Annotated in this window: 21 protein-coding genes; 6 read left to right on the forward strand and 15 right to left on the reverse strand. The window is 71.9% G+C overall.

The window, feature by feature from the left end:
• Nucleotides 1–40: 40 nt before the first annotated feature.
• Nucleotides 41–1,825 (reverse strand): serine/threonine-protein kinase, encoded by a 1,785-nt coding sequence (locus LVO85_RS10610; RefSeq protein ID WP_232747457.1) that lies wholly within the window; start codon nt 1,823–1,825, stop codon nt 41–43.
• 152 nt (nt 1,826–1,977) lie between these two features.
• Here LVO85_RS10610 and LVO85_RS10615 point away from each other — a divergent pair, with 152 nt between their 5' ends.
• Both LVO85_RS10615 and otsB read left to right on the forward strand, forming a co-directional pair.
• Nucleotides 1,978–3,429, forward strand: a complete 1,452-nt coding sequence (locus tag LVO85_RS10615; RefSeq protein ID WP_232747458.1) for an alpha,alpha-trehalose-phosphate synthase (UDP-forming) — start codon at nt 1,978–1,980, stop codon at nt 3,427–3,429.
• A 16-nt stretch (nt 3,430–3,445) separates the two neighbouring features.
• Nucleotides 3,446–4,222: a trehalose-phosphatase gene (gene otsB / locus LVO85_RS10620; protein WP_232747459.1), complete on the forward strand. Its 777-nt coding sequence runs from the start codon at nt 3,446–3,448 to the stop codon at nt 4,220–4,222.
• A gap of 18 nt (nt 4,223–4,240) precedes the next feature.
• Here the strand turns inward: otsB and LVO85_RS10625 are convergent, their stop codons facing one another.
• The 5 genes from LVO85_RS10625 to LVO85_RS10645 all read right to left on the reverse strand — a co-directional run bounded on the left by LVO85_RS10625 (nt 4,241) and on the right by LVO85_RS10645 (nt 11,248).
• Nucleotides 4,241–5,296: a LacI family DNA-binding transcriptional regulator gene (locus LVO85_RS10625; protein WP_232747460.1), complete on the reverse strand. Its 1,056-nt coding sequence runs from the start codon at nt 5,294–5,296 to the stop codon at nt 4,241–4,243.
• Between the two features lie 19 nt (nt 5,297–5,315).
• Complete coding sequence (locus LVO85_RS10630; RefSeq protein WP_232747461.1) at nt 5,316–7,232, reverse strand: glycoside hydrolase family 13 protein; 1,917 nt, start codon at nt 7,230–7,232, stop codon at nt 5,316–5,318.
• A 5-nt stretch (nt 7,233–7,237) separates the two neighbouring features.
• Nucleotides 7,238–8,170: a sugar ABC transporter permease gene (locus LVO85_RS10635; protein ID WP_232747462.1), complete on the reverse strand. Its 933-nt coding sequence runs from the start codon at nt 8,168–8,170 to the stop codon at nt 7,238–7,240.
• Nucleotide 8,171: 1 nt separating this feature from the next.
• Entirely contained in the window at nt 8,172–9,788 is a 1,617-nt protein-coding gene (locus LVO85_RS10640) for an ABC transporter permease subunit (RefSeq protein WP_232747463.1), read from the reverse strand.
• A 110-nt stretch (nt 9,789–9,898) separates the two neighbouring features.
• Entirely contained in the window at nt 9,899–11,248 is a 1,350-nt protein-coding gene (locus tag LVO85_RS10645; protein WP_232747464.1) for a sugar ABC transporter substrate-binding protein, read from the reverse strand.
• Nucleotides 11,249–11,550: 302 nt separating this feature from the next.
• Between LVO85_RS10645 and LVO85_RS10650 the strand changes: the two genes are divergently transcribed.
• Both LVO85_RS10650 and LVO85_RS10655 read left to right on the forward strand, forming a co-directional pair.
• Nucleotides 11,551–12,630 carry an ABC transporter ATP-binding protein gene (locus tag LVO85_RS10650; protein WP_232747465.1) on the forward strand — a complete coding sequence of 360 codons (1,080 nt, stop codon included), beginning with the start codon at nt 11,551–11,553 and terminating at the stop codon, nt 12,628–12,630.
• A 135-nt stretch (nt 12,631–12,765) separates the two neighbouring features.
• Nucleotides 12,766–14,013, forward strand: coding sequence for a DUF4032 domain-containing protein (locus LVO85_RS10655; RefSeq protein ID WP_232747466.1), 1,248 nt, complete (start codon nt 12,766–12,768; stop codon nt 14,011–14,013).
• A gap of 13 nt (nt 14,014–14,026) precedes the next feature.
• Here the strand turns inward: LVO85_RS10655 and LVO85_RS10660 are convergent, their stop codons facing one another.
• Genes LVO85_RS10660 through cysS form a run of 3 tightly spaced genes read right to left on the reverse strand, consistent with a single transcriptional unit; the run spans nt 14,027 to nt 17,342 of the window.
• A complete protein-coding gene (locus tag LVO85_RS10660; RefSeq protein ID WP_232747467.1) occupies nt 14,027–14,938 on the reverse strand; it encodes a glutaminyl-peptide cyclotransferase in 912 nt (303 codons plus the stop codon).
• Nucleotides 14,935–15,879, reverse strand: coding sequence for a 23S rRNA (guanosine(2251)-2'-O)-methyltransferase RlmB (rlmB, locus tag LVO85_RS10665; RefSeq protein ID WP_232747468.1), 945 nt, complete (start codon nt 15,877–15,879; stop codon nt 14,935–14,937). The genes LVO85_RS10660 and rlmB overlap by 4 nt, the downstream gene beginning before the upstream one ends.
• A gap of 20 nt (nt 15,880–15,899) precedes the next feature.
• Nucleotides 15,900–17,342 carry a cysteine--tRNA ligase gene (gene cysS, locus LVO85_RS10670; protein WP_232747469.1) on the reverse strand — a complete coding sequence of 481 codons (1,443 nt, stop codon included), beginning with the start codon at nt 17,340–17,342 and terminating at the stop codon, nt 15,900–15,902.
• A 57-nt stretch (nt 17,343–17,399) separates the two neighbouring features.
• On the opposite strand from cysS, the gene LVO85_RS10675 reads away from it, so the two are divergent.
• Nucleotides 17,400–19,661, forward strand: a complete 2,262-nt coding sequence (locus LVO85_RS10675; RefSeq protein ID WP_232747470.1) for a glycoside hydrolase family 31 protein — start codon at nt 17,400–17,402, stop codon at nt 19,659–19,661.
• Between the two features lie 13 nt (nt 19,662–19,674).
• On the opposite strand, the gene LVO85_RS10680 is transcribed toward LVO85_RS10675, so the two are convergent.
• The 5 genes from LVO85_RS10680 to LVO85_RS10700 form a co-directional block, all read right to left on the reverse strand.
• A complete protein-coding gene (locus LVO85_RS10680; protein ID WP_232747471.1) occupies nt 19,675–20,304 on the reverse strand; it encodes an MBL fold metallo-hydrolase in 630 nt (209 codons plus the stop codon).
• Nucleotides 20,301–21,392, reverse strand: coding sequence for an S-(hydroxymethyl)mycothiol dehydrogenase (locus LVO85_RS10685; RefSeq protein ID WP_232747472.1), 1,092 nt, complete (start codon nt 21,390–21,392; stop codon nt 20,301–20,303). Before LVO85_RS10685 ends, LVO85_RS10680 begins: the two co-directional genes overlap by 4 nt.
• 76 nt (nt 21,393–21,468) lie before the next feature.
• Complete coding sequence (gene ispF, locus LVO85_RS10690) at nt 21,469–21,948, reverse strand: 2-C-methyl-D-erythritol 2,4-cyclodiphosphate synthase (protein ID WP_232747473.1); 480 nt, start codon at nt 21,946–21,948, stop codon at nt 21,469–21,471.
• Nucleotides 21,945–22,658 (reverse strand): 2-C-methyl-D-erythritol 4-phosphate cytidylyltransferase, encoded by a 714-nt coding sequence (gene ispD, locus LVO85_RS10695; protein WP_232747706.1) that lies wholly within the window; start codon nt 22,656–22,658, stop codon nt 21,945–21,947. The genes ispF and ispD overlap by 4 nt, the downstream gene beginning before the upstream one ends.
• Nucleotides 22,655–23,137 (reverse strand): CarD family transcriptional regulator, encoded by a 483-nt coding sequence (locus LVO85_RS10700; RefSeq protein WP_232747474.1) that lies wholly within the window; start codon nt 23,135–23,137, stop codon nt 22,655–22,657. The genes ispD and LVO85_RS10700 overlap by 4 nt, the downstream gene beginning before the upstream one ends.
• A gap of 129 nt (nt 23,138–23,266) precedes the next feature.
• On the opposite strand from LVO85_RS10700, the gene LVO85_RS10705 reads away from it, so the two are divergent.
• The gene (locus tag LVO85_RS10705) at nt 23,267–23,791 is read left to right on the forward strand and encodes a hypothetical protein (protein WP_232747475.1); all 525 of its coding nucleotides are present in this window, start codon (nt 23,267–23,269) and stop codon (nt 23,789–23,791) included.
• 85 nt (nt 23,792–23,876) lie between these two features.
• Here the strand turns inward: LVO85_RS10705 and phoU are convergent, their stop codons facing one another.
• A complete protein-coding gene (gene phoU, locus LVO85_RS10710) occupies nt 23,877–24,593 on the reverse strand; it encodes a phosphate signaling complex protein PhoU (protein WP_232747476.1) in 717 nt (238 codons plus the stop codon).

Here is a 24,593-nt window from a genome sequence, read left to right on the forward strand (position 1 = left end):
GTACGGGTGAATTGACACGCGTCAACCCCTGTCACAATTGTCACTCCAGTCTCGTCCACCCCAGGAACTCGACGAGCGGCGGTTCTCCGCCGGGGTTGGGCCACCACGACACGTCCTGACCCTCGAGCGCGGCCCACACCCCGAGGCCGAGCGCGCCGACGCTCAGCAGGCTCACGACGACCTGGGTGACCACCCCTGCCGGCAGCACCGCACGCACGATCGTGCGTGACCCGCGGCGCAGCGAGATGCCGCCGGGACCCCACCACGTCGTGAGCGCTCCGAGCAGCGAGCCGACCCCGATCGCGACGGGGTGCTCGATCCCGATGTCCACCACCCCCGCCATGGCGAGACCGTATGACGTGAGCGCTGCGGCGACGACAGCGAAGGCGACCGGCAGCAGCAGGCTCAGCCCGGCCCCCAGCACCGCACCCACCAGGTGCCAGGGTGCGGCCAGCATCATCATCGGCAGGTCGCTGCCGCGAGGGCCGGCCTCGTGGCGCCGCAGCACCAGCCCGGTCATGGTGCGGTCCACCCAGCGGCCCAGCACCGACCACAGCGCGAGCACACCCCAGGCGAGCAGCGGCACGACGGCGGACACCGCCACGAAGAGGAGCAGCAGCGCCGCGAGGGTGCCGGTGCGCATCGGCCGGCCGATCCGGGGGTCGCCCGGGCGGGCGGGATAGGCCGGCGACGCCCCACCACCGGTCGGGCCCGGCTGGGCAGGCCCGAGCCGTGGGTCGTGCGGTGGACCGTAGGGCGACCCGTTCGGCGGCGGAAGCGGGTAGGGACCGGGCTGCGGCCCACGGGGGGGAGGCTGGGGCGGGCGCTGCACGGGTTGCACGCGGGTGTGCGCGACGGGCTGGACCACCGTGGGGTCGACGACCTCCTGGGCCCCCGTCCGTGCCGTCCGGTCGGAGGCCCAGGGCTGGTCCGGCGTCGTGGGACGCGAGGTCGTGTGGTCCGCCGAGGGCACGTGCCGCGTGAGCACCTCCTCGACAGGCCGGCGCTCGGCATACGCCTGCAGCGCCTCCAGCACGACGTCCGCCCCCGGCCGGTGCGCCGGGTCCGGGTGCAGGGCCGCCAGGAGCAGCGGCCTGAGGTCGGGGTCCACCTCGACCAGCTGGGTGCGGCCACGGATGACCCGGTCGAGCACGACGCTCATCGGCCCTCGCCCGAACGGCGGCTGGCCGCTCGCGGCGAACGACAGCGTGGCCGCCCACCCCCACCAGTCGGTGGCCTCGGTCACCGAGCCGCCCTCCACGACCTCCGGCGACAGGTAGCCCGGGGTGCCCATCACCATCCCGGTCATGGTGAGCCTGACGTCCTCGCTGACCTGGGCGATGCCGAAGTCGATGACGACCGGGTCGTCCCCCACCATGAGCACGTTGCCCGGCTTGAGGTCCCGGTGCACGATGCCGACGGCATGGATGGCCTCCAGCGCCTCGTAGAGCCCCTGCCCGAGCCGCGCGAGCGCCTCGGGAGGCAGCGGGCCCTGCTCGGCCACGACCACGTCCAGCGGCGCCCCGGGGACGTACTCCGTGACCAGGTAGGGCGAGGGCCCGTCCACGTCGGCGTCCAGCACCGCGGCGACGTTGGGATGGTGCACCCGCTCCAGGGTCGCGACCTCGCGGCGCAGCCGGGCGCGGGCGCCCTCGTCGTGGGCGATGTGCGGCCGCAGCACCTTGATGGCACAGTCCCGGCCGTCGGGCATGAAGGCCCGGTAGACGATGCCCATGCCCCCCTCGCCGATCCGGGGGCCGAGCTCGTAGGGGCCAAGGCGGCGCGGCGCCTCGGCCTCCTCGGTGCGGGGCAGCTCGGTGGTCACGGAGTCCACGGTATGCGGTCAGCCCTGGGACGCGCCTGCACGCCCCGGTCCTGACGGGTCGCGGACGACCGGGAGCCGGCGCCGTGGCACCAGCAGCCGCGGCGCCGGCGGGGCTGGCCTAGGCTGGCGGCTCGAGCAACGAGGGAGGTCTCATGTCGCCCAGCGGACGCACCGTCGACTTCGTCGTCGCCGCCAACAGGCTGCCCGTCGACCGGGTCGTCCACCCCGACGGCAGCACCGAGTGGCGCACCAGCCCGGGGGGTCTGGTCACCGCGATGGAGTCGGTCATGACCGGCCGTGACGGCGTATGGGTGGGCTGGGCGGGCGAGCCCGGGGAGGCACCCGAGCCGTTCGAGACCGAGACCGGCCTGCAGCTGCACCCCGTGCCGCTCGACGCCAACGAGATCCGCGACTACTACGAGGGCTTCAGCAACGACACCCTCTGGCCGATCTACCACGACGTCATCGTCGAGCCGACCTTCCATCGGCGCTGGTGGGCCACCTACCGCACGGTGAACGAGCGCTTCGCCCACGCGGTCGCCGACGTGGCGGCCGAGGGCGCCACGGTCTGGGTGCACGACTACCAGCTGCAGCTCGTGCCCGCCCTGCTGCGCGACCTGCGACCCGACCTGCGGATCGGCTGGTTCAACCACATCCCCTTCCCGCCCGTCGAGCTCTTCGCCCAGCTCCCCTGGCGCAAGCACGTGCTGCGGGGCCTGCTCGGTGCCGACTTCCTGGGCTTCCAGCGCACGACCGACGCGGGCAACTTCGTGCGGGCCTGCCGCCAGCTGCTCGGAGCCACCAGCAAGGGTGACGTCGTGGCCTGGGAGGGCACGGACGACGACCACCCCGGCGCATCGCCGCGCCTGGTGCGTGCGGCGGCCGTGCCGATCTCCATCGACTTCGCCGGCCTCGAGGCCCTGGCCCGGACCCCGGAGGTGCGAGCCCGGGCCAAGGAGATCCGCGCCTCCCTGGGCGACCCCGACGTGGTGCTGCTCGGCGTCGACCGGCTCGACTACACCAAGGGCATCCGGCACCGCCTGCGCGCCATCAGCGAGCTGCTCGAGGACGGCGACATCGGCCCGCCCGAGGCGACCTTCGTCCAGGTGGCCACGCCCTCCCGCGAGCGCGTGGCGGCATACCGCCAGCTGCGTGCGCAGATCGAGGGCATGGTCGGGCGGATCAACGGGGACTTCTCCCACATCGGCGACGCCGCGGTGCACTACCTGCACCAGTCCTACCCGCGCGACGAGATGGCCGCGATGTTCCAGGCCGCCGACATCATGCTGGTGACCCCGCTGCGCGACGGCATGAACCTCGTCGCCAAGGAGTACGTCACCTGTCGCCACGATCTCGGCGGGGCCCTGGTGCTCAGCGAGTTCACCGGTGCGGCCCAGGAGCTCAGGCAGGCCTACAGCTGCAACCCGCACGACATCATCGGTCTCAAGCAGACCATCCTGCGGGCCATCCGCGACTCCCCCTCCGAGCGCCGCCGGCGGATGCGGGCCCTGCGCCGTCGGGTGCGCACCAACGACGTGCAGACCTGGGCTCAGCGCTACCTGCGGGCCCTCGAGTTCGCCCCGGACAAGCCGCCCCGCCGATAGGTGCACAATACGGACCGTGGACGACCGACTGCGTGCTGCCCTCGACGACCTCGCCCGGCACGAGACCCTGCTCGTCGGGGTCGACTTCGACGGCACCCTGGCACCCCTCGGCGACGAGCCGATGGACGTCGCCCCGGTGCCGGGGGCGATGCCGGTGCTGCGTGAGCTGGCGGACCTGGCCGGGGTCACCGTCGCCCTGGTGTCCGGGCGCGCCCTGGCGCCGTTGCGCCAGCTCACCGGTGCCACCGACCCGCTGGTGCTCATCGGCAGCCACGGGGCCGAGTCCTCGCTGAGCACCGTCAGCCATGCGCTGACCGACGAGGAGCGGGCACGCTACGACGCTCTGGACGAGGCGCTGGAGGGCCTGCTGCACCGTCACCCGGAGGTGCGCGTGGAGCGCAAGCCCTCCGCCCTGGTGCTGCACACCCGCGGGGTGGGCGAGCCCGCCGCCCGCGCGGCGCTCGACGCGGGCGCCGAGCTGGCCTCCGGGCACGCAGGGGTCACGGTGACACCCGGCAAGGACGTCCTCGAGCTGGCCGTCAGTGAGGCGGGCAAGGGCCCGGCGCTGCTCGACCTCGCTGCGGCCGTCGGGGCCGAGACCATCCTGTATGCCGGCGACGACGTCACCGACGAGCGTGCCTTCGCCCACCTGCGGGCGGGTGACGTGAGCGTCAAGGTCGGCGACGGTGAGACGGCGGCTGCCCATCGCCTCGCCGACGAGCCTGCCGTCGTGGAGATGCTGGAGCACCTGCGCGACCGGCGCAGCACCCACGTGGGCGGCCGGCCCACCTGAGCGACAACGGTCGAGCGGTCAGGTGGCGCTCGAGAGGCCGGCCGGCGAGCTGGGCACCAGCGACGCCGCCGGCACCTGTGCGGTCGAGCGTCGCAGGATCAGCTCGGGGGCGAAGCGGTACTCCCGATGCTCCACGCGCTCCCCGGCGATCTCCTCCAGCAAGGCGGTCACCGCCGCCTCGGCCATGCCCGGCACGTCCTGCCGGATCGTGGTCAGCGGCGGGTCGGTGAAGCCCACCAGGGGGAAGTCGTCGGAGCCGATCACCGAGAGGTCCTCAGGCACGCTCAGGCCGCTCTGCCGGGCCGCCCGCACGACACCGAGCGCCATGAGGTCGGACCCGCAGACGACAGCGGTGACACCCTTGGTCAGGAGGTTGCGGGCGGCGGTGACACCACCTTCGACCGAGAAGAGCGTGGTCTGCACCCACCGATCCAGCTCCTGCGCCCTCGCCAGGTCCGACATCGCGGCCCGGAAGCCCTCGATGCGGCGCTGCACGGGCACGTAGCGGGCCGGGCCGGTGGCGAAGCCGATGCGGGTGTGGCCCATGTCGCGCAGGTGCTGCACCGCCATCTGCATGGAGCTGAAGTCGTCGTGTGAGATGAAGTGCGCCTCGACGCCCTCACGGAACCCGTTGACCAGCACGATCGGCAGCCGTTGCTCGCGCAGCCGCACGTAGCGCTCGACGCCCGCCTTGGTGTCGGCGTGCAGCCCGGAGACGAAGATGATGCCGGCCACCCCACGGTCCAGGAGCATCTGGACGTACTCGTCCTCGTGCACTCCTCCCGGGGTCTGGGTGCACAGCACCGGCGTGTAGCCCGCAGCGGCCAGGTGGGTCTCGAGCGTCTGCGCCATGAGCGGGAAGAAGGGGTTGGTCAGCTCGGGCGTGATCAGCCCGACGAGGCCCGCCGAGCTGCGGCGCAGCTTGCTCGGCCGCTCGTAGCCGAGCACGTCGACCGCCGTGAGCACCGCCTGCCTGGTCGCCGCCGCCACGCCCGGCTTGTCGTTGAGCACGCGGCTCACCGTCGCCTCGCTGACACCGGCGTAGGCCGCCAGCTCCGAGAGCCTGCCACTCATGGTGCACCTCCAGCTGTCGTCACGTGGCCCACTCGGGCACAGGGGGCTGCCACAGCCACACGCGCACCAGCGGACGGGAGGCGTCCAGGACCACGGCGTCGCCGGCCACGAGGGGCTCGGGGCCGATGACCGCGGAGCCCGAGGCCAGGCCCGGGAGTGACGATAGCGGTAGCCGCACCGGCTCGTGCGCCTGCCGGGCGAGGTGCACCAGGGCCGTCTCACCCTCGGCCTCGCGCAGGAAGACCATGCAGTCCCCCTCGGCGTGGGCCCAGCGCATCCCCCCGGAGTGCAGGGCCGGGTGCTCGCGGCGGACCCCCACCAGGGCGCGGTACGCCGCATACGTCGCCTCGTCCCAGCGGCTGGGGTCCGTGTCGCGGGCCGACCACGGCATCGGCCGGCGCCCGGCCTCGCCGAAGTCGCCGGGCATGCCGACCTCGTCGCCGTAGGTGACCATCGGGATGCCCGGCATCGTGAGCAGCAGCGCAGCCGCGACCTCGCCCTGGACGGGGTCGTCCCCGACCAGGGTGCGCACCCGCGAGGTGTCGTGAGAGCCGAGGAGCGTGAGGCTGTGGGCCACGGTGCGCCACGGCACGATGGCCGCGAACTCCCGCATGGTCTCGGCGACCAGCCGCGCGTCCGCGCGGGGCACCCGCAGCGGCGACCCCAGGAACTTCGGGGAGAAGCCGGCGTGCCGCAGCCAGGTCCAGGCCGGCCGGGTGAAGCCCGAGTAGTTCATGACGCCGTGCCAGCCGTCGCCGAGCGCGTCGGAGCTGTGGTCGTGGGTGTGCTCGGCGATGAGCAGGTGCTCCTCCCCGGTCGCGGCGGCGACCTCGTCGACCGCGCGCCGCACCCCGCGCGCCACGTCGTGCGCCACGTCGACGTCCTTGAAGCGGCCCGTCATGTTGGCCACGTCGACCCGCCACGCGTCCAGCCCCTTGCCGGGCCCCAGCCAGCGCCGGATGACCGACTGCGGCGTGCCGTAGACCGCCGCACCGACCGCCGGGTTGGTGTAGTCGAGCTTGGGCAGCGACCCCACCCCCAGCCAGCTGACCCAGCCGTCGTCGGCCTCCTGCTCGGGGTCGCGGACGTACCAGCCGGCGTGCTCGCCCTCGAGGTCGGCGACGGCGGCACGGAACCACTCGTGCGAGTCGCCGGTGTGGTTGGTGGTGACGTCACCCATGACCCGCAGTCCGCGCTGGTGCGCCTCCTCCTGCAGGCGCACCAGCGCTGCGGCGTCCCCCAGCACCGGGTCGACCTCGTCGAAGGTGGAGGCGTCGTAGCGGTGGTTGGACCGTGCCGGGAAGAAGGGGGTGAGGTAGAGCACGGTGGCGCCCAGGTCGACCAGATGGTCGAGGTGCTCACGGATGCCTTCGAGGGTGCCGCCGAAGACCTGCCGGGGCCCGGTGTCGCGGTGGATGTCGACGGGGTCGTCCCATGCGGCAGGCACGGCCCAGCCCGGGAGGTCGGTGCGTGGACCACCGGGGTCCCCCACCGGCTCCACCTCGGGGTGCCGGGCGAACCGGTCGGGGAAGACCTGGTAGACGACGGACCCGGGTGCCCACGCCGGCGGCGCCGGGAAGGTGACGATGCGGAAGTCGGCGGCGTCGGGCACGTCCCGCGGGTGCACCCCGGTGCCGTTGAGCCAGCGGTATGCCGGGGCGCCGGCCTGCTCGTCCCCGCTCAGCAGGAAGCGGTAGCCGGTCACCGGGTTGTGGCAGCGCACCTCCGCCTGCCACCACGCCTCCCGCTCGTCACGGGCGACCTCCCGTGCGGCGACGAACTCCTGCTCACCGTCCGGGACGACACGCACGTGGACGGCGCTCACCCCGGCGGCGTGCGGCACACGCACCCGGACCTGGACCGTCTGGCCCGGCCGGGGGTGCTGTGCGGAGACGTAGAGCGGGGACCCGTCGTGATGGGGGGTCAGCAGGTCCATCTGGCCTACTTCACCGACCCCTGGGTGAGTCCGCCGACGAGCTGCTTCTGCAGGGCCAGGTAGACCAGCACCACAGGGATGGAGGCGATGAGCGCCCCTGCCACGAACTGGCCGAAGTAGCGGTTCTGGTCGGCCTGGCGGGTGGCGTAGAGGCCGACCGCGAGGGTCTGGTTGTCCGCGGAGGTGAGGAAGATGCTGGCCAGCAGGAACTCGCCCCACAGCCCGACGAACGCCAGGATCGCCACGGTGGCCAGGATCGGGGTGACCAGGCGCAGGGTGATGGTGAAGAAGATCCGCGCGTGCGAGGAGCCGTCGATCTTGGCTGCCTCGTCCAGCTCGCGGGGCACCGTGTCGAAGTATCCCTTGAGCAGCCAGATGTTGGAGCCCATGGCTCCGCCCAGGTAGACCAGCAGCAGGCCGGCCAGGGTGTTGAGGCCGATCGCCGGCAGGACGTTGCCCACGTTGGCGAAGGTGATGAAGAGTGCCACGAAGGCGAGCAGTGCCGGGAACATCTGCACCAGCAGGATGAACAGCAGGCCACCACGCCGCCCTGTCCAGCGCAGCCGCGAGAACGCGTAGGCGGCGCTGGCCCCGAGGAACAGGGTGGCCACGGTCGCGACCCCGCAGATGATGAGCGAGTTGCGGAACCACGTCCAGTAGGGCCGGGCGGAGTCGGAGAAGAGGTCGTTGAAGTTCTCCACCCCGATGTTGCTGGGCAGCAGGCTCGACGTGGACAGGGTGCCGGCGTTGTTGAAGGCCGAGGACACGATGAAGACGATCGGGAACAGCGCGAACGCGAGCGCCAGCAGTGCCAGCGCGTGCCGCCACCACACGCTGCCGCGCGGCTTGCCGGGGGTGGGGGTCCGGCCGCCCGACCCGGCCTCGAGGGGCGCGTCGGCCAGGGCGGTGTCCGTGGGGTCCTGGGGTGTCGAGCTCATGTCAGTTCACGTCCTCGAGAGCAGCGGTGCGCTTGAAGCCCTGGTAGCTGATGAGCGCGACCAGGATGAAGATGAAGACCGAGACCGCCGAGGCGAACCCGAAGTTGGGCGTCGTGCCGCCGATGGCCAGCCGGTAGGCGAGCGTGATGAGCAGGTCGGTGGACCCGATCTGGCTCTGCCCGCCCACGAACGGCCCGCCCTCGGTCATCAGGAAGATCAGCCCGAAGTTGTTGAAGTTGAAGGCGAAGGACGCGATGAGCAGCGGGCCGACGGCCACCAGCAGCAGCGGCATGATCACCGACCAGATGGTCCGCAGCGGACCGGCGCCGTCGATGGCGGCAGCCTCCTTGACGTCGGTCGGGATGGCCTGGAGGGCACCCGTGCAGACGATGAACATGTAGGGGAAGCCCAGCCACAGGTTGGTCACCAGGATGGCCACCTTGGCCCAGAACGGGTCACCGAGCCAGTTGATCGAGAGCCCGGTGAGCTCGTTGATGAGACCGAAGTCGGTGTTGAACATCGAGGCCCACACCATTGCCGTCACGTAGATCGGCAGGGCGTAGGGCAGGATCAGCAGCGACCGGTAGAGCCCCTTGCCCCTGAGCCGTGGGTCGTTGAAGAGCAGGGCGAGGAACATCCCCAGCAGGAACGTGCTGACCACCGAGACCGCCGCGAAGACGAAGTTCCACACCAGGGTGTTGAAGAGACCGGAGCGCAGGGTGGGGTCGGTCAGGGCGCTGACGTAGTTGTCGAACCCGACGTTGACCCGCCAGCCCTGGGCCAGGGGTCTGCCCACACCGTCCTCCGGCACGAAGTTGCCGATCTCGTCGTCCGCGACGAACACCCGGCCACTGGCCGTGTCGGTGATGGTGTCCGAGGCCTCGTCGTAGACCAGCGTCGGCTCCCCGATGAAGGCCTCGGACAGACCGATCTGCTTGATGCCGCCCTCCTCGGTGGGCACCGCGAAGTCGGCCAGGTCCTGGGAGCGCTCGTTGACCTCCGTCGCGGACAGGGTCTGGTAGCCCTCGGCCGACAGGATGCGGCCGGCCGGGTTGGTCTCGACCGTCTCCGGGTCGAGCTCGGTCGTGCCGTCCAGGTCGCCGGCCAGGAAGGTGCCCTCGGGGTCGGTCAGCAGGTAGGTCAGGTCACCGGTGGCCGGGTCCTGCCCGTCGGGGACGGCGATGTTGAGCTGGTAGCGCGCCGACCCCTCGACCTGGCGCACCGAGTTGGCCTCGACGGCGACGATCGCCTGCTCCTTGGTGCCCAGGTGGCCGCTGCCGTAGTTGGTGAACGAGATCGAGACGGTGTAGACCAGCGGCCAGATCTGCAGCGCCAGCATGAGCAGCACACCGGGGAGCAGGTACTTCAGGGGGATCAGGCCCTTGCCGGCGTAGACGACCAGGATGGCCAGGCCGACGAAGGCGGTCAGGACCACCATCAGCCAGTAGCCCTCCGCGGCCAGCCGGGTGGCGATGTAGAGCGCCGTGGCCATCACCAGGGCGATCAGGGCCCACTTGACGACGAGGACCCACAGCGGGGTGCCCTGACGGAACTCCAGCTTCTCGTCGGGGTTGAAGCTCTCGAGGGTGGCGTCGGAGTCGGACCGGGTCTGCGACATCGTTGTCTCCGGATCGTGCGAGGAGCGGCAGGGGCTGCGGTGCTGGTGGTGCGCACCCGGGCCGGTCGCGACGCGTCGCGACCGGCCCGGATGGTGCTGCGTCGAGTCGGTCAGCCGATGTTGGCGGTGATCTCCTCCTGCGCGGCGCTCATGCGCTCGGCCGGGTCGTCACCGTCGGCGACGTCGGCCGTGGCCTGGCCCAGCGGGCCCCAGACGGCGTTCATCGCCGGGATGTTCGGCATCGGCACGGCACCCTCGCCGGCCTCGGCCCAGGCCGCGATGTCCTCGTCCTCGGCGGAGACCTGGTCCAGCGCCTCGACGAGGGCCGGCGGCCGCTGGCCGGCCTCGAAGAGGGCCATCTGCATCTCCATGGTCGGGACGTACTGGTTGACGAACTCCTGGGCCAGGGCGGCGTTCTGTGCCTGCGAGGACACGTAGAACATCTGCACGCCGAGGAAGGGCAGCGGGTCGCCGCCGTCCTCGAACTCGGGGATCGGGGTGATCTCGTAGTTGATGCCCGCCCCCTCGACGTTGGCGACCGTCCAGGGGCCGGTCACTATGAAGGGCACGCGGCCCTCGGTGAACAGCGCCTCCATGGTGGTGGAGTCGACGCTCTTGCTGAGCGCGCCCTCCTCACCGAGCCAGGCGACCTTCTCGGCACCCTGGACGGTCTCGTCGGAGTCCACGATCACGGTGCCGGGGTCCCATCCGCCGTCGTCGTTGGTGCCGAAGATGCCGCCGCCGTAGGCCGAGAGGTAGGGGAACGCGTGGTAGGCGTCGCCCTGCTGGCCGACGGGGGTCATCATCGGGGCCTCGGCGTCACCGGAGTCGACGAGGGCGTTGCCGGCCTCGATCATCTCCTCCATCGTGGCGGGCGCGTCGGGCACGAGGTCCACGTTGCGGATGAGCCCGAGGTTCTCGGTGGCGTAGGGCACGCCGTAGATCTGGCCGTTGTACTGCGTGGCCTCGATCGACTCCGGGGTGAACTGCTCCTGGGTCTCGGCGGACATCTGGACCGGCTCGACGCTGCCGTCCTGCACGAACTCGCCCAGCCAGTCGTGGGCACCCACGACGATGTCCGGCCCCTGGTCCACGTTGGTCGCGTTCTTGTACTGCTCGCGCACGTCGGTCGCCACCTGCACCTGCGTGGTGATGCCGTACTCCTCGCCGAACTGCTCGGCGTACTCGGTCAGGATGGGGGCCCGGACGTCGTCGGCCCAGATCACGAGCTCGGCGTTCTGGTCACGCACGGGGGCGGCTTCCTCCTCTTCCTCCCCCTCGGCCGCTTCCTCGGTCTCCTCCGCTGCGTCGCCGGTCTCCTCCGCCGCGTCGCCGGTCTCCTCCGAGACCTCGCCGGTGTCGCCTGACCCGGTGTCGGTCTCCTCCGCGTCGCCGCCGCAGGCGGTCAGCAGCAGGGCCGCGATTCCGGTGAGTGCTACCAGACCACTGGTGCGCTTCATGGGCCGTTCTCCTTCGAACAGATGGTGCGCCCGGGGGCGCGAGGGGGTGCTGGACCGGAGGTCAGGACTCTGGACTCCGGAGGGAAGTGATGACACAGTATGAGCACTCATTGCCACCTACTGCAAGATTTTGCAGATTGCGGTACGGTAACGAACAGTTCCTGGCAGCGTCGCCGCGGACGGTCAGGCCTTCGCCGACACCGCCCCGGAGGCGTCGTCCCGGAGCGCCCCGGAGGACGCCCGTCCACCGGGTCCTTTACAACGGATCGTCCGGCACGTTCCTGCCGGTGAAGGAGATGGCCATGGCCTCTGTGACCTTTGACCACGCGACGCGCATCTACCCCGGGGCGGACACCCCGTCGGTGGACAAGCTCAACATCGAGATCGCCGACGGCGAGTTCCTCGTCTTCGTCGGCCCCTCCGGCTGCGGCAAGTCCACCAGCCTGCGCATGCTGGCAGGCCTGGAGGAGGTCAACGAGGGCCGCATCCTGATCGGCGACCGCGACGTCACCTCGCTGCCCCCCAAGGACCGCGACGTGGCGATGGTCTTCCAGAACTACGCGCTCTACCCCCACATGACGGTCGCCGACAACATGGGCTTCGCGCTCAAGATCGCCGGCAAGTCCAAGGAGGAGATCCGCACCCGCGTCGAGGAGGCCGCCAAGATCCTGGACCTGGAGGACTACCTCGACCGCAAGCCGAAGGCCCTCTCCGGTGGCCAGCGGCAGCGCGTGGCCATGGGTCGCGCGATCGTGCGCCAGCCGCAGGTCTTCCTCATGGACGAGCCGCTGTCCAACCTCGACGCCAAGCTGCGCGTGCAGACCCGCACCCAGATCGCGTCGCTGCAGCGTCGTCTCGGCGTCACGACCGTCTACGTCACGCACGACCAGGTCGAGGCCATGACGATGGGTGACCGGGTCGCCGTGCTCAAGGACGGCCTGCTCATGCAGTGCGACTCGCCGCGCAAGCTGTACGACCACCCGAACAACGTGTTCGTCGCCGGCTTCATCGGTTCCCCCGCCATGAACCTCATGAAGGTGCCGGTGACCGACGGTGGCATCAAGTTCGGTGACGCGGTCCACCCGGTGGAGCGCGAGTACCTCTCCCGCGCGGGCTCGGAGGTCATCGTCGGGGTCCGTCCGGAGGACGTCACCCTCGACGACTCCGGCCGTGGCCTGCCGGTGCTCATCGACGTGGTCGAGGAGCTCGGCGCCGACGCCTACATCTACGGCGAGCTGCCCGGGTCCAGGACGACCGACAAGCCGTTCATCGCCCGGGTCGACGGCCGCACGCCGCCGCGCAAGGGTGAGACGGTGCACTTCCTGCCCAAGTCCGACCACATCCACCTGTTCAAGGTGGACGACGGTGAGCGCATCAGCTGACCGAAGGTCGCAGCACGAGGTATGCCGTCCGCTCCCCCGGAGCGGACGGCATACCTCGTTGTCCGGGTCGGGACGACGCCCAGCAGCCGTGCAAACGCTGCCACGCGTCCCGACGAGCCGAATAGAGTGGCCCCCATGGCCTTGGACATCAGCGCCGCACGGCTCGACCCGGTCCTGCTCGACCTGCCGTGGGAGGTGCCGCTCGAGGAGTGGCCCGAGGACCACCTGGCCGCGCTGCCCCGGGGCATCTCGCGGCACGTCGTCCGCTTCGTCAAGCTCTCCGGAGGCGTCATCGCCGTCAAGGAGATCCACGAGCACCTCGCACGCCGTGAGTACGACACGCTCCGCCTGCTCAACCGCATCGACCAGCCCGCCGTCGAGCCGCTGGCCGTCATCTCCGGGCGCACGACGGCGCAGGGTGAGGTGCTCGACGCGTGCCTGGTCACCCGGCACCTGCGCTTCTCCCTGCCCTACCGCGCCATCTTCAGCCAGCACCTGCGCCCCGACACGGGCCGGCGCGTGCTCGACGCCCTCGCCGTGCTGCTGGTCCGGCTCCACCTCAACGGGGTGTTCTGGGGCGACGTGTCGCTGTCCAACACGCTGTTCCGCCGCGACGCCGGCGACTTCGCCGCCTACCTCGTGGACGCCGAGACCGCCTCGGTCTACCCCCGGCTCAGCGACGGCCAGCGCGAGCACGACCTGTACATCGCGCACGGCAACATCGCCGGCGAGCTCATGGACCTCGAGGCCGGCGGCTTCCTCGACGAGGCCGCCGACCCGATCGAGATCGCCGACCGCATCATGCACCGCTACAACCTGCTGTGGAAGGAGCTGACCGAGACCGAGCGCTTCGAGCGGGGCGACCGCTGGCGGGTGGAGGAGCGGGTGCGCCGGCTGAACAACCTCGGCTTCGACGTCGACGAGCTCGAGATCAGCACCGACATCGACGGCACCCAGATCCAGATCCGGCCCAAGATCGTGGACGCGGGCTACCACTCCCGCCGGCTGATGCACCTGACCGGTCTCGACGTGGAGGAGAACCAGGCCCGCCGGCTGCTCAACGACCTCGACTCCTACCGGGCGGCGCTGCACCGGCAGAACGACGACGAGGCCCAGGTGGCGCACGACTGGCTGGCCAACATCTACGAGCCGGTGACCCGCACGGTGCCCCCGGAGCTGCGCGCCAAGGTCGAGCCGGCCGAGCTGTTCCACGAGGTGCTCGAGCACCGGTGGTACCTCTCCGAGCGGGCCGGGCACGACATGACCATCGAGGAGGCGGTCCGCGACTACGTCGACATGGTGCTGCCCAGCAAGCCCGACGAGGCCGCCGTGCTCGGCGTCGACACCGGCGAGATCCCGATCCAGGCCGACACGACGCGCTGAGGCCGGCCGAGCGTCAGCCGCCGGACAGGTCGACCCGGAAGATCCGGTCCCACTCCTTGCCGGTGACCAGGAAGGTGCCGTCGGCAGGGTCGTGGGCCAGCCCGTTGAGCACGTGCTCGGGGTCGTCGGCGTCCACCTCGGCAGCGAGCTCGGACAGGTCCACCCGCTGCACGACGTCGCCGGAGCCGGGGTCGATACGCACCACCTCGTCGCTGTGCCAGATGTTGGCCCAGACGTCCCCCTCGACGCACTCCAGCTCGTTGAGCCGGGTGACCGGGGAGCCGCCGTCCTGCACCTGGACGACCTCCTGGACCGCCAGGTCGGCCGGGGCCAGGGCCTGCAGCGTGGACGACCCGTCGGAGAGCCACAGCACCCCGCGGCCCTCGTCGTGGCACAGGCCCCAGCCCTGTCCGGGGATGCTGAGCTCGGCCGAGGCCTGCAGGTCGGGCAGCGTCCAGGTGTGCACGACCCCCGACTGCCAGGTGAGCTGGTATGCCGTGTCGCCGACCACCGTCACACCCTCGCCGAAGTGCTCCTCCGGCAGGTCCGCAGCGACCTCGGCCTCGGTCTGCCCGAGACCGACGACCTCGATGCGGGACTCTCCGAAGCGCCCGCGGCTGTGCAGCAGCCGCCCGTCGTCGAGGACCTCCAGCCCCTGGGTGAAGCCTGCCCCCCGAGGGTAGACGGCCACCACCTCCAGCCCCTGGGTGACGCCTGTCCCCCGGGGGTGGACGGCCACCACCTCCAGCGCGGTGTCCGGCACCGGCAGCGTCTGCGGCGCCTCGGTGGTCTCGCCGGTCCGCCCGACCGGCGAGGCGCCGTCCTCCTGTCCGTCCCCGGTGCCCGCACACCCGGCGAGGGCCACCATGACGGCCCCGGCGGCGAGCACCCTCCGCCGGCCACCACCCGCAGCGTGCGTGCTCACGAGCGTCGGCGGGCGATCTCGTAGAGCGTCACGGCCGCCGCGATGCCGGCGTTGAGCGACTCGGTGACGCCGGTCATCGGGATCGAGACGATCTGGTCGCAGGTCTCGCGGACCAGGCGGGACAGGCCCTTGCCCTCGGAGCCGACGACGACCACCAGCGGCTGGTCCGCGAGCTCCAGCCCGGGCAGCGCCACGTCGCCGTCGCTGTCCAGGCCGATCACGAAGAAGCCCGCCTTGCGGTAGGCCTCGAGCGCCCGGGTGAGGTTGGTGGCCTGGGCCACCGGGATGCGGGCCGCGGCTCCCGCCGAGGTCTTCCAGGCGGCCGCGGTCATGCCGGCCGAGCGCCGGGCCGGGACGACGACCCCGTGCCCGCCGAAGGCCCCGGCCGAGCGGATGATCGCCCCGAGGTTGCGCGGGTCGGTGATGCCGTCGAGGGCCACGATGAGCGGCGCCCCGGGCAGCTCGACGTCCATCAGGTCCTCGGGGTGGGCGTACTCGTAGGGCGGCACCTGCATGGCCAGGCCCTGGTGGACCGCACCGTCGGTGAGCCGGTCCAGCTCGCCACGCGGGGTCTCGAGCACGGCGATGCCGCGCTCGGTGGCCAGGCTGACCGCCTCCTTGACGCGGTCGTCGGAGTCGATGCGCGAGGCGACGTAGAGGGTGCTGGCCGGCACCCACGTGCGCAGGGCCTCGAGCACCGAGTTGCGTCCGGCGACGATCTCGCTGCTGGCCCGGCCGGCCCGTCGGTCGGCTCCGCGCTGGGCGTTCTGCCGGTCGGTGCGGGCCGCGCGCCGGGCGGCCGGGTGACCGGTGCGCTCCTCCGCCTTGGGCGTGGGCCCCCGGCCGACGAGCTGCTTGCGGCGCTGGCCGCCGCTGCCGACGGTCGCACCCTTCTTGTTGGACTTGCGCACTGCGCCGCGGCGCTGTGAGTTGCCGGGCATGCCGGTCCCTCGTCTTCCTGTCAGCGGGCGAGTGCCCAGCGGGCACCCGTCGGGGTGTCTTCGATGACGATGCCGAGCTCGGTGAGCCGGTCACGGATGGCGTCGGCGGTGGCGAAGTCGCGGGCCGCCCGTGCGGCGGCGCGGGCCTCCAGGCGCTCGGTCACCAGCCGGTCGAGCACGTCGTGCAGGCGCCCCTCGGTGCCGCCGCCGTCCCAGCGCGGGTCGAGCGGGTCGACCCCGAGCACGTCGGTCATCCCCAGCACCTGCTCCAGCGTACGGCGTAGCCCGGGGGCGTCGGGACCGGTCACGGCGTCGAGGGCCCGGTTGCCCTCCCGGACGGCGCCGAACACCACCGCCAGCGCCTCGGGCACGTTGACGTCGTCGTCCAGCGCGGCGGCGAAGGCCTCCGGCAGGTCGACCGACGCCGCGGCCGCGCGGACCTCCTCGGCCGGCGCACCGCATACCTCCAGGGCACGGGTGAGGAAGGACTCGATGCGCTCCACGGCGGCCTCGGCCTCCGCCAGCGAGTCGTCGCCGAACTCCACGGTCGAGCGGTAGTGCGCGGCCGTCAGGTAGTAGCGCAGCACGAGCGGCCGCACCGTCCTGGTCAGCTCGGCGACGGCGAGCGCGTTGCCCAGCGACTTGCCCATCTTGGCCCCGGACACGGTGACCCAGGCGTTGTGCAGCCAGTAGCGCGCGAAGCCCAGGCCCGCCGCGCGTGACTGGGCCTGCTCGTTCTCGTGGTGCGGGAAGCGCAGGTCGACACCGCCACCGTGGATGTCGAAGGTGTCGCCGAGGTACTTGCGGGCCATGGCCGAGCACTCCAGGTGCCAGCCGGGCCGGCCCCGGCCGTAGGTGGTCGGCCAGCTGGCGGTGTGCGGCTCGTCCTGCTTGTGGCCCTTCCACAGCGCGAAGTCACGAGGGTCCCGCTTGCCGCGGGGGTCGGCGTCGGCGGCCGGCTCCATGTCCTCGAGCCGCTGGCGCGTCAGCTCGCCGTAGGCCGGCCAGGAGCGCACGTCGAAGTACACGTCGCCGGTCGCGTCCTCGGCGGCGTAGGCGTGGCCGCGCTCGACCAGCAGGTCGATGATCTCGACCATCTCGGTGATGTGCCCGGTCGCGCGTGGCTCGTAGGTCGCGGGCAGCACCCCGAGGGTGCCCAGGGCGTCGTCGGTGGCCCGTTCGTGCTCGTAGCTCCACGCCCACCACGGCACGTCGTGCTCGGCGGACTTGCGCAGGATCTTGTCGTCGATGTCGGTCACGTTGCGCACGAGGGTGACCTCGTAGCCGTGCCCGCGCACGAGCCAGCGTCGCAGCACGTCGAAGGACACCGCGAAGCGGACATGCCCGATGTGCGGCAGCCCCTGGGTGGTGAGCCCGCAGATGTAGATGCCGACCCGGCCCGGCTCGAGGGGCTCGAACGGGCGGACCTCGCGGGTGGCGGTGTCGTACAGGCGCAGGCTCACCCGCACAGGCTACCTGCGAGCGAGGACCCGACGGGTGCGCTTGGCTAGCCTGGCCCGATGCAGACCGTGCACCGCAGCGAGCATGCCCGCATCTCCGTCCTGACCCCGCACCTGGTGCGCCTGGAGTGGTCGCCCGGCGGGTCCTTCGAGGACCGTCCCACCCTGATGGTCGTGGACCGCGACCTGGGGCCGGTCGAGGTGCAGGTCAGCGAGCACGCGCACGGCGTCGAGGTGGTCACCGAGGGCTTCCACCTCAGCTACGACGACCGCCCGTTCAGCCCCTCCGGCCTGTCCCTGCAGGTGCGCGGCGGGGTGAGCAACTACCGCTCGGTGTGGCGCTACGGCGAGGAGCACGACCCCCTCCCCGGCACCGCACGCACCCTGGACGAGGCCGACGGGGCTATCCCGCTGGAGCCCGGCATCGTGTCGCGCAACGGCTTCGCCGACCTCGACGACTCGGCCGGGCTGGTGCGCGGCGACGACGGCACCCTGCACCAACGGCCGGAGGGCACCGTGGACGTCTACGTCTTCACGCACGGCCGGGACTACCGGGCGGCCCTGCAGGACTTCCACCGGCTGACCGGCCCCGTGCCCCTGGTGCCCCGCTTCGCCCTGGGCAACTGGTGGAGCCGCTACCACCCCTACTCGGCCGACGAGTACACCGCGCTGCTCGACCGGTTCGCCGCCGAGGGGATGCCGTTCTCGGTGGCGGTCCTCGACATGGACTGGCACCTCGTGGACGTCGATTCCCGCCACGGCAGCGGGTGGACCGGCTACACCTGGAACCGCGACCTCTTCCCGGACCCACCGGCGTTCCTGGCCGACCTGCACCAGCGCGGCCTGCGGGTCACGCTCAACGACCATCCGGCCGACGGGGTGCGGGCCTTCGAGGACGCCTACCCCGCGATGGCCGAGGCGCTCGGCGTGGACCCGGCCACCGAGGCACCGCTCACCTTCGACGTGACCGACGAGGCCTACCTGCAGGCCTTCTTCGCGCACGTGGCGCACCCGATGGAGGACGACGGCGTCGACTTCTGGTGGGTCGACTGGCAGCAGGGCCCGCACTCCCGGCTGCCGGGCCTGGACCCCCTCTGGGCGCTCAACGAGCGGCACTTCGCCGAGCTGGAGAGCACCGGGCGCCGACCCATGGTGTTCTCGCGGTATGCCGGTCCGGGCAGCCACCGCTACCCGGTCGGCTTCTCGGGGGACACGATCATCAGCTGGGAGTCGCTGGCCTTCCAGCCCGAGTTCACCGCGAGCGCGGCCAACATCGGCTACGGCTGGTGGAGCCACGACATCGGCGGTCACATGCTCGGGGTCAACGACGACGAGCTGGCGGTCCGGTGGGTGCAGGCGGGGGTGTGGTCACCGGTCCTGCGCCTGCACTCCGCCGCCAGCCCCTTCCAGACCAAGGAGCCGTGGCGCTACGGCAGGACAGCCGCCCGCGTCATGACCGAGCAGCTGCGCCTGCGACACCGGCTGGTGCCCTACCTCTACACGATGGCCGAGCGCGCGACCCACGGCATACCGCTGGTCGAGCCGGTCTACCACCGGCACCCGCACGAGGAGGCGGCGTACGCCCACCGGGCCACCTTCTTCTTCGGCAGCGAGCTGCTCGTCGCTCCAGTGGTCAGCCCCATGGACCGGCGTGCACAGGTGGCGCGGGCCGACCTGTGGCTGCCCTCCGGCACGTGGTTCGACCTCGAGACCGGGCTGCGCTACACGGGCGGGCGGACGCTCGCGGCCTACCGCGACCTGGAGCACACCCCGGTCCTGGCCCGGGCAGGCGCGATCCTGCCCCTGGTCGCCGAGGACGAGGTCGGCAACGGCACACCGGCGCCGCAGCACCTGCACCTGCGGGTGTTCGCGGGTGCCGACGGCGAGCTGGTGCTCTACGAGGACGACGGTGCGCCGCAGGCCTCCGTGCGGGCCGCGCGGACCCCGCTGCGCCTGGACTGGTCGGCCCGCACGCTCACGGTCGGCCCGGTCGAGGGCGCGGCCGACGTCGTGCCGCCACGGCGGACCTGGACCGTGGAGGTCGTGGGGTCGACGGGCACGACGCCGGTCGTCCTGGCCGACCGAGCGGTGACCGACGCGGTGACCGTGCAGCTGCCCGCCGACGACCTCGCCGACAACCCGGTGCGCGAGCTCGTGTTCCGCTTCCTGGACGCGGCGCACATCGAGTTCGCGACCAAGGACGCGGTCTGGGACGTCGTGACCTCCGGGGCGCCGACCCCGGTCGTCGTGTCCGAGCTGCAGGCGATGGACCTCGGCGGCGCGGTCCTCGGCCGGCTGACCGAGCTGCTGACCGCGACCTAGCCTGCGTGGGCCCTCAGGCCTGGTGCTGGTCGACCCACTCCTGACGGTGGGGCGCCTCGTCCCCGATCGTCGTCGAGTCGCCGTGCCCCGTGCGCACCTCGGTGTCCGGCGGCAGGGTGAGCAGCCGGTCGGTGATGGAGGCGACGATCGTGTCGAAGTCGCTGAACGACCGTCCCGTGGCGCCCGGGCCACCGTGGAACAGCGTGTCTCCCGTGAAGACCGTCTCCAGGTCGGGGGCGTGGAAGCAGCAGGAGCCCGGGGAGTGCCCCGGGGTGTGCAGCACCTCCAGGGTGACCCCGGCGACGTCGAAGGTCATGCCGTCGGCCAGGGAGTGCGCCGGAGGCGTGTCGTGCACGCGGTCCCACAGCATCCGGTCCTCGGGGTGGAGGTAGGTCGGGGCGCCCGTCTGCCGGGCCAGCTCGGCCGCGGCGTCGATGTGGTCGTCGTGGGCGTGCGTGAGCAGGATCGCCCGCACCGTGCGGTGCCCCACGACCCGCAGGATGGCTGCCGCGTCGTGCGCCGCGTCGACCACCACGCACTCGGCGTCGTCGCCCACCACCCAGACGTTGTTGTCGACCTCCCAGGTGCCACCGTCCAGGCTGAAGGTGCCGGAGGTCACCGCACGCTCGATCATCGCGGTCATCGGCCCATCACCACCACGGAACGCAGCACGTCTCCATGATGCATCTTCTCGAACGCCGCCTCGACCTCGTCGAGCCCGATCCGCTCGGACACGAAGGCGTCGAGGTCGAACCGGCCCTGGCGGTAGAGGTCGACGAGCATCGGGAAGTCACGCGAGGGCAGGCAGTCGCCGTACCAGCTCGACTTCAGCGCACCGCCCCGACCGAACACGTCCAGCAGCGGCAGCTCGACCGTCATCTCCGGCGTCGGCACCCCGACCAGCACCACCGTGCCTGCGAGGTCACGGGCGTAGAACGCCTGCCGGTAGGTCTCCGGGCGGCCGACGGCGTCGACCACGACGTCGGCGCCGTGCCCACCGGTGAGCTCCCGCACGGCCTCGACCACGTCCTGCCTGCCGGCGTCGACCGTGTGGGTCGCGCCCAGGCCCCGGGCTGCCGAGAGCTTGCGCTCGTCGAGGTCGACGGCGATGACCGTCGTCGCTCCCGCCAGGGCCGCGCCGGCGACCGCGGCGCTGCCGACGCCGCCGCAGCCGATGACGGCGACCGAGTCGCCGCGTCGGACCCCACCGGTGTTGACGGCGGCGCCGAACCCCGCCATCACGCCGCAGCCGAGCAGGCCGACGGCCGCGGCGGAGGCCTCGGGGTCGACCCTGGTGCACTGCCCGGCGTGGACCAGGGTCTTCTGGGCGAAGGCGCCGATGCCCAGGGCGGGCGTCAGCTCGGTGCCGTCGGTGAGCGTCATCTTCTGGGCGGCGTTGTGGGTGTCGAAGCAGTACCACGGCTCGCCCTTGGCGCAGGCGCGGCAGGTGCCGCAGACCGCACGCCAGTTGAGGACGACGAAGTCCCCCGGCGCGACGTCCGTGACCCCCTCGCCGACGGCCTCGACCGTGCCCGCGGCCTCGTGGCCGAGCAGGAACGGGAAGTCGTCGGTGATGCCGCCCTGGCGGTAGTGCAGGTCGGTGTGGCACACCCCGCAGGCCTCGACCGTGACCACGGCCTCACCGGGGCCCGGGTCGGGGACGACCACCTCGACGATCTCGACCTCGGCGTCCTTGCTGCGGGCGATGACGCCCTTGACGGTGCTCGGCATGCTGGTCCTCCTCGGGATGGTCAGTGCTCCTGGGCACACGGTATGCCGTGCGCACCGGACAGGGGAGGCCGCCTGCTCAGGTGGGGAGGACCAGCGCGGTGGCGACCGCGGCGACACCCTCGCCCCGGCCGGTGAGCCCCAGACCGTCGGTCGTCGTCGCCGACACCGACACGGGGGCTCCGCCCAGGGCCGCCGACATGGCCGCAGCAGCCTCCTCACGCCGGGGACCGACCTTGGGGCGGTTGCCGACGACCTGCACCGAGACGTTGCCGACCGCCCAGCCGCCCTCGGCGAGCAGCCGAGCCACCTCGGCCAGCATCGCCGCACCCGAGGCCCCGGCCATCTCGGGCCGGTCGGTGCCGAACACGCTGCCCAGGTCGCCCAGCGACGCCGCCGACAGGAGCGCGTCGCACGCCGCGTGCGCGGCGACGTCGCCGTCGGAGTGCCCCTCGATGCCCTGCTCCCCCGGCCACTCCAGGCAGGCGAGGCGCAGCGGCCGGTCGTCCGCGGCATACCGGTGGACGTCGGTGCCGATGCCGACGCGCGGTGCGCTCACGGCGACACCCCTCGCGGGCCCAGCCACAGCGAGGCCACCTCGAGGTCGTGCGGCGTCGTGATCTTCATGGCGCGTGGGTCGCCGTCGACGACGTGCACCCACCCGCCCACCTGCTCCACCATGCCGGCGTCGTCGGTCGCGGCGTCGGTGGCGTCGGCGTGCGCCCTCTCCAGGGTGGCCCGCAGGAAGCCCTGCGGGGTCTGCACCGCGCGCAGGGACGCCCGGGGCAGGGTGCTGGTCACCAGCAGCTCGCCGCGGTCGTCGGCAGCGACCGTCTTGACGGTGTCGGTCACGGGCAGCCCTGGCACGACCGCCATGTGGCCCGACCGCACCGCGTGGACGACACGCTCGAACACCTCGGGGGGCACCAGTGCACGTGCGGCGTCGTGGACGAGCACGATGCCGGCCTCCTGGGGCAGGGACCGCAGCCCTCGCGCCACCGACGCGGCGCGGTCGGCCCCTCCGGGCACCACCTGCACCGGGCAGGAGGCCCCGGACGCAGCGAGGGCACCCGCCGAGAGTGCGTCGAGCTCGTCGACGCACCCCGGGGGTGCCACCACCACCACACTGCTGAGGCCCGGGCATGCCAGGACCCCGCGCAGCGCGTGGGTCACGATCGGCTCGCCGTGCAGCGGCACGAGAGCCTTGGGTCGGTCTGCTCCCAGTCGGGTGCCCTGGCCGGCTGCGACCAGGATGACACCGACGCTCAGGAGGCGAGCACCTCGTCGAGGGTGGCCTCCGCCTTGTCCTCGTTGGTCTTCTCGGCGAGGGCGAGCTCGCTGACCAGGATCTGGCGAGCCTTGTTGAGCAGGCGCTTCTCGCCGGTGGAGAGCCCGCGGTCCTTGTCACGACGCCACAGGTCGCGGACGACCTCGGCCACCTTGACCACGTCGCCGGAGGCGAGCTTCTCGAGGTTGGCCTTGTAGCGGCGGGACCAGTTGGTGGGCTCCTCCGTGTGCTCGGCCCGCAGGACCTGGAAGACCTTGTCCAGACCCTCCTTGCCGACCACGTCACGGACACCGACAAGATCGCAGTTGTCGGCGGGGACCTCGATGGTCAGATCTCCCTGGGCCACCTTCAGCTTGAGATAGATCTTCTCCTCGCCCTTGATGGTGCGCGTCTTCATTTCTTCGATGAGTGCCGCCCCGTGATGCGGGTACACGACAGTCTCGCCGACCTTGAACGTCATCTTCAGTTAGCCCCTTTCGCGGACCCCCAGGATACCACGAGTGTTGTAGGTCACTCAATGACACCGTTGACATTCCCGCAGGTCAGGGACCTGCCTACAGAGAGACTTCTCACCCGCTAGGCTACCGCTGTGACCTCACGACCTGCTGCCCCGACCCCTCGGCGCCGTCTCGGCGTCGCCGCCGCCGCCCTGGTCGCCGCCCTCGGGCTGAGCGCGTGCCAGGTCGCCTCACCGGCCACGACGACCTACCAGTACGACCCCGCCGACGGGGTGTCGGTGCAGGTGGGCGACGTGCGCGTGCTCGACCTGCTCGTCGTCAGCGAGGGCGCCGGCGCCCCCGGCGTCGTCTCCGGCTCGGTCGTCAACACCGCTCGGGAGGAGGTCGAGGTGACGATGGCGGTGCAGACCGCCGACGGGCGCACCGACCTCAGCCCGACCCTCGCCGTCCCGCCCACGACCTCGGTCCGGGCCGACGGCGACGGGGAGAACGGGTCGGGTGAGCCCGTGCGCATCGACGCGGTCGAGGTCCGTGCCGGCCAGATGGTCACCGTGCGCGTCAGCACGTCGACCGGCGAGACCGAGTCACGGCGTGTGCCGGTGCTGCTGCCCGAGGGCAGCTACGCGCCGTACGCGGAGGTGCTCGGCGGCGAGTGAGCCGGGCTGTCCGGCCCGACGAGACAGGCCCCCGCCAACCACCGAGGTGGGGCGGGGGCCTCTCGTCTGCGGCCGGCCGCGCGGCTCAGTCGCGGACAGGCGCGGTGCCTCGGGCGCTGTCGGCGGTGCGCTGCTCGAGCGCCTCGTCGAGGTCGACCTCGTCGTACCACTCCCCGGTGACCAGGTAGACGACACGGTGGGCCACCGAGACGGCGTGGTCGCCGAAGCGCTCGTAGTAGCGGCTGAGCAGGGTGGCGTCCACCGCTGCCTCGATGCCGCCGTCCCAGTCGTCGGAGAGCAGGATCTTGAAGACGTCGCGGTGGAGCTGGTCCATCCGGTCGTCGTCGTCCTTGAGGTGGGCCGCCCCCTGGAGGTCCTTGTTGGCGATGATGGAGCCGGTCTTGATGACCATCTGCTCCGCGATGCGCCCCATCTCGGAGAAGGTCGCGCGCAGCCGGGCAGGGATCGCCGTCTCCGGGTAGCGCAGCCGGGTGACCTTGGCGACGTGGCGCGCGAGGTCACCCATGCGCTCCAGGTCCGAGCTCATCCGCATCGAGGTCACCAGGATCCGCAGGTCGGTGGCGACCGGCTGCTGGCGGGCCAGGATGTCGACCGCGCGGTTGTCGAGGTCGCGCCGGATGGCGTCGATGTGCTCGTCGGCGGTGATGACGCTCTCCGCGAGCTCCAGGTCGGCGTCCATCAGCGCCTGGGTCGCGCGGTTGAGCGCCGAGGCGGTCAGCCTCGTCATCTCGACCAGCTGGTCGGAGACGTGGGCCAGCTCCTCGTGGAATGCGGTGCGCAT

Origin of the sequence: Ornithinimicrobium sediminis (genome assembly GCF_021272345.1) — a bacterium.
Taxonomy (GTDB): domain Bacteria; phylum Actinomycetota; class Actinomycetes; order Actinomycetales; family Dermatophilaceae; genus Ornithinicoccus; species Ornithinicoccus sediminis_B.

Excerpts from the sequence above, each read along its gene's own strand:
- LVO85_RS10615 (WP_232747458.1), top strand. The coding sequence starts at position 1,978 with ATGTCGCCCAGCGGACGCACCGTCGACTTCGTCGTCGCCGCCAACAGG.
- LVO85_RS10625 (WP_232747460.1), bottom strand. The coding sequence starts at position 5,296 with ATGAGTGGCAGGCTCTCGGAGCTGGCGGCCTACGCCGGTGTCAGCGAG.
- LVO85_RS10630 (WP_232747461.1), bottom strand. The coding sequence starts at position 7,232 with ATGGACCTGCTGACCCCCCATCACGACGGGTCCCCGCTCTACGTCTCC.
- LVO85_RS10635 (WP_232747462.1), bottom strand. The coding sequence starts at position 8,170 with ATGAGCTCGACACCCCAGGACCCCACGGACACCGCCCTGGCCGACGCG.
- LVO85_RS10640 (WP_232747463.1), bottom strand. The coding sequence starts at position 9,788 with ATGTCGCAGACCCGGTCCGACTCCGACGCCACCCTCGAGAGCTTCAAC.
- LVO85_RS10645 (WP_232747464.1), bottom strand. The coding sequence starts at position 11,248 with ATGAAGCGCACCAGTGGTCTGGTAGCACTCACCGGAATCGCGGCCCTG.
- LVO85_RS10650 (WP_232747465.1), top strand. The coding sequence starts at position 11,551 with ATGGCCTCTGTGACCTTTGACCACGCGACGCGCATCTACCCCGGGGCG.
- LVO85_RS10655 (WP_232747466.1), top strand. The coding sequence starts at position 12,766 with ATGGCCTTGGACATCAGCGCCGCACGGCTCGACCCGGTCCTGCTCGAC.
- rlmB (WP_232747468.1), bottom strand. The coding sequence starts at position 15,879 with ATGCCCGGCAACTCACAGCGCCGCGGCGCAGTGCGCAAGTCCAACAAG.
- LVO85_RS10675 (WP_232747470.1), top strand. The coding sequence starts at position 17,400 with ATGCAGACCGTGCACCGCAGCGAGCATGCCCGCATCTCCGTCCTGACC.
- LVO85_RS10680 (WP_232747471.1), bottom strand. The coding sequence starts at position 20,304 with ATGACCGCGATGATCGAGCGTGCGGTGACCTCCGGCACCTTCAGCCTG.
- LVO85_RS10685 (WP_232747472.1), bottom strand. The coding sequence starts at position 21,392 with ATGCCGAGCACCGTCAAGGGCGTCATCGCCCGCAGCAAGGACGCCGAG.
- LVO85_RS10700 (WP_232747474.1), bottom strand. The coding sequence starts at position 23,137 with ATGACGTTCAAGGTCGGCGAGACTGTCGTGTACCCGCATCACGGGGCG.
- phoU (WP_232747476.1), bottom strand. The coding sequence starts at position 24,593 with ATGCGCACCGCATTCCACGAGGAGCTGGCCCACGTCTCCGACCAGCTG.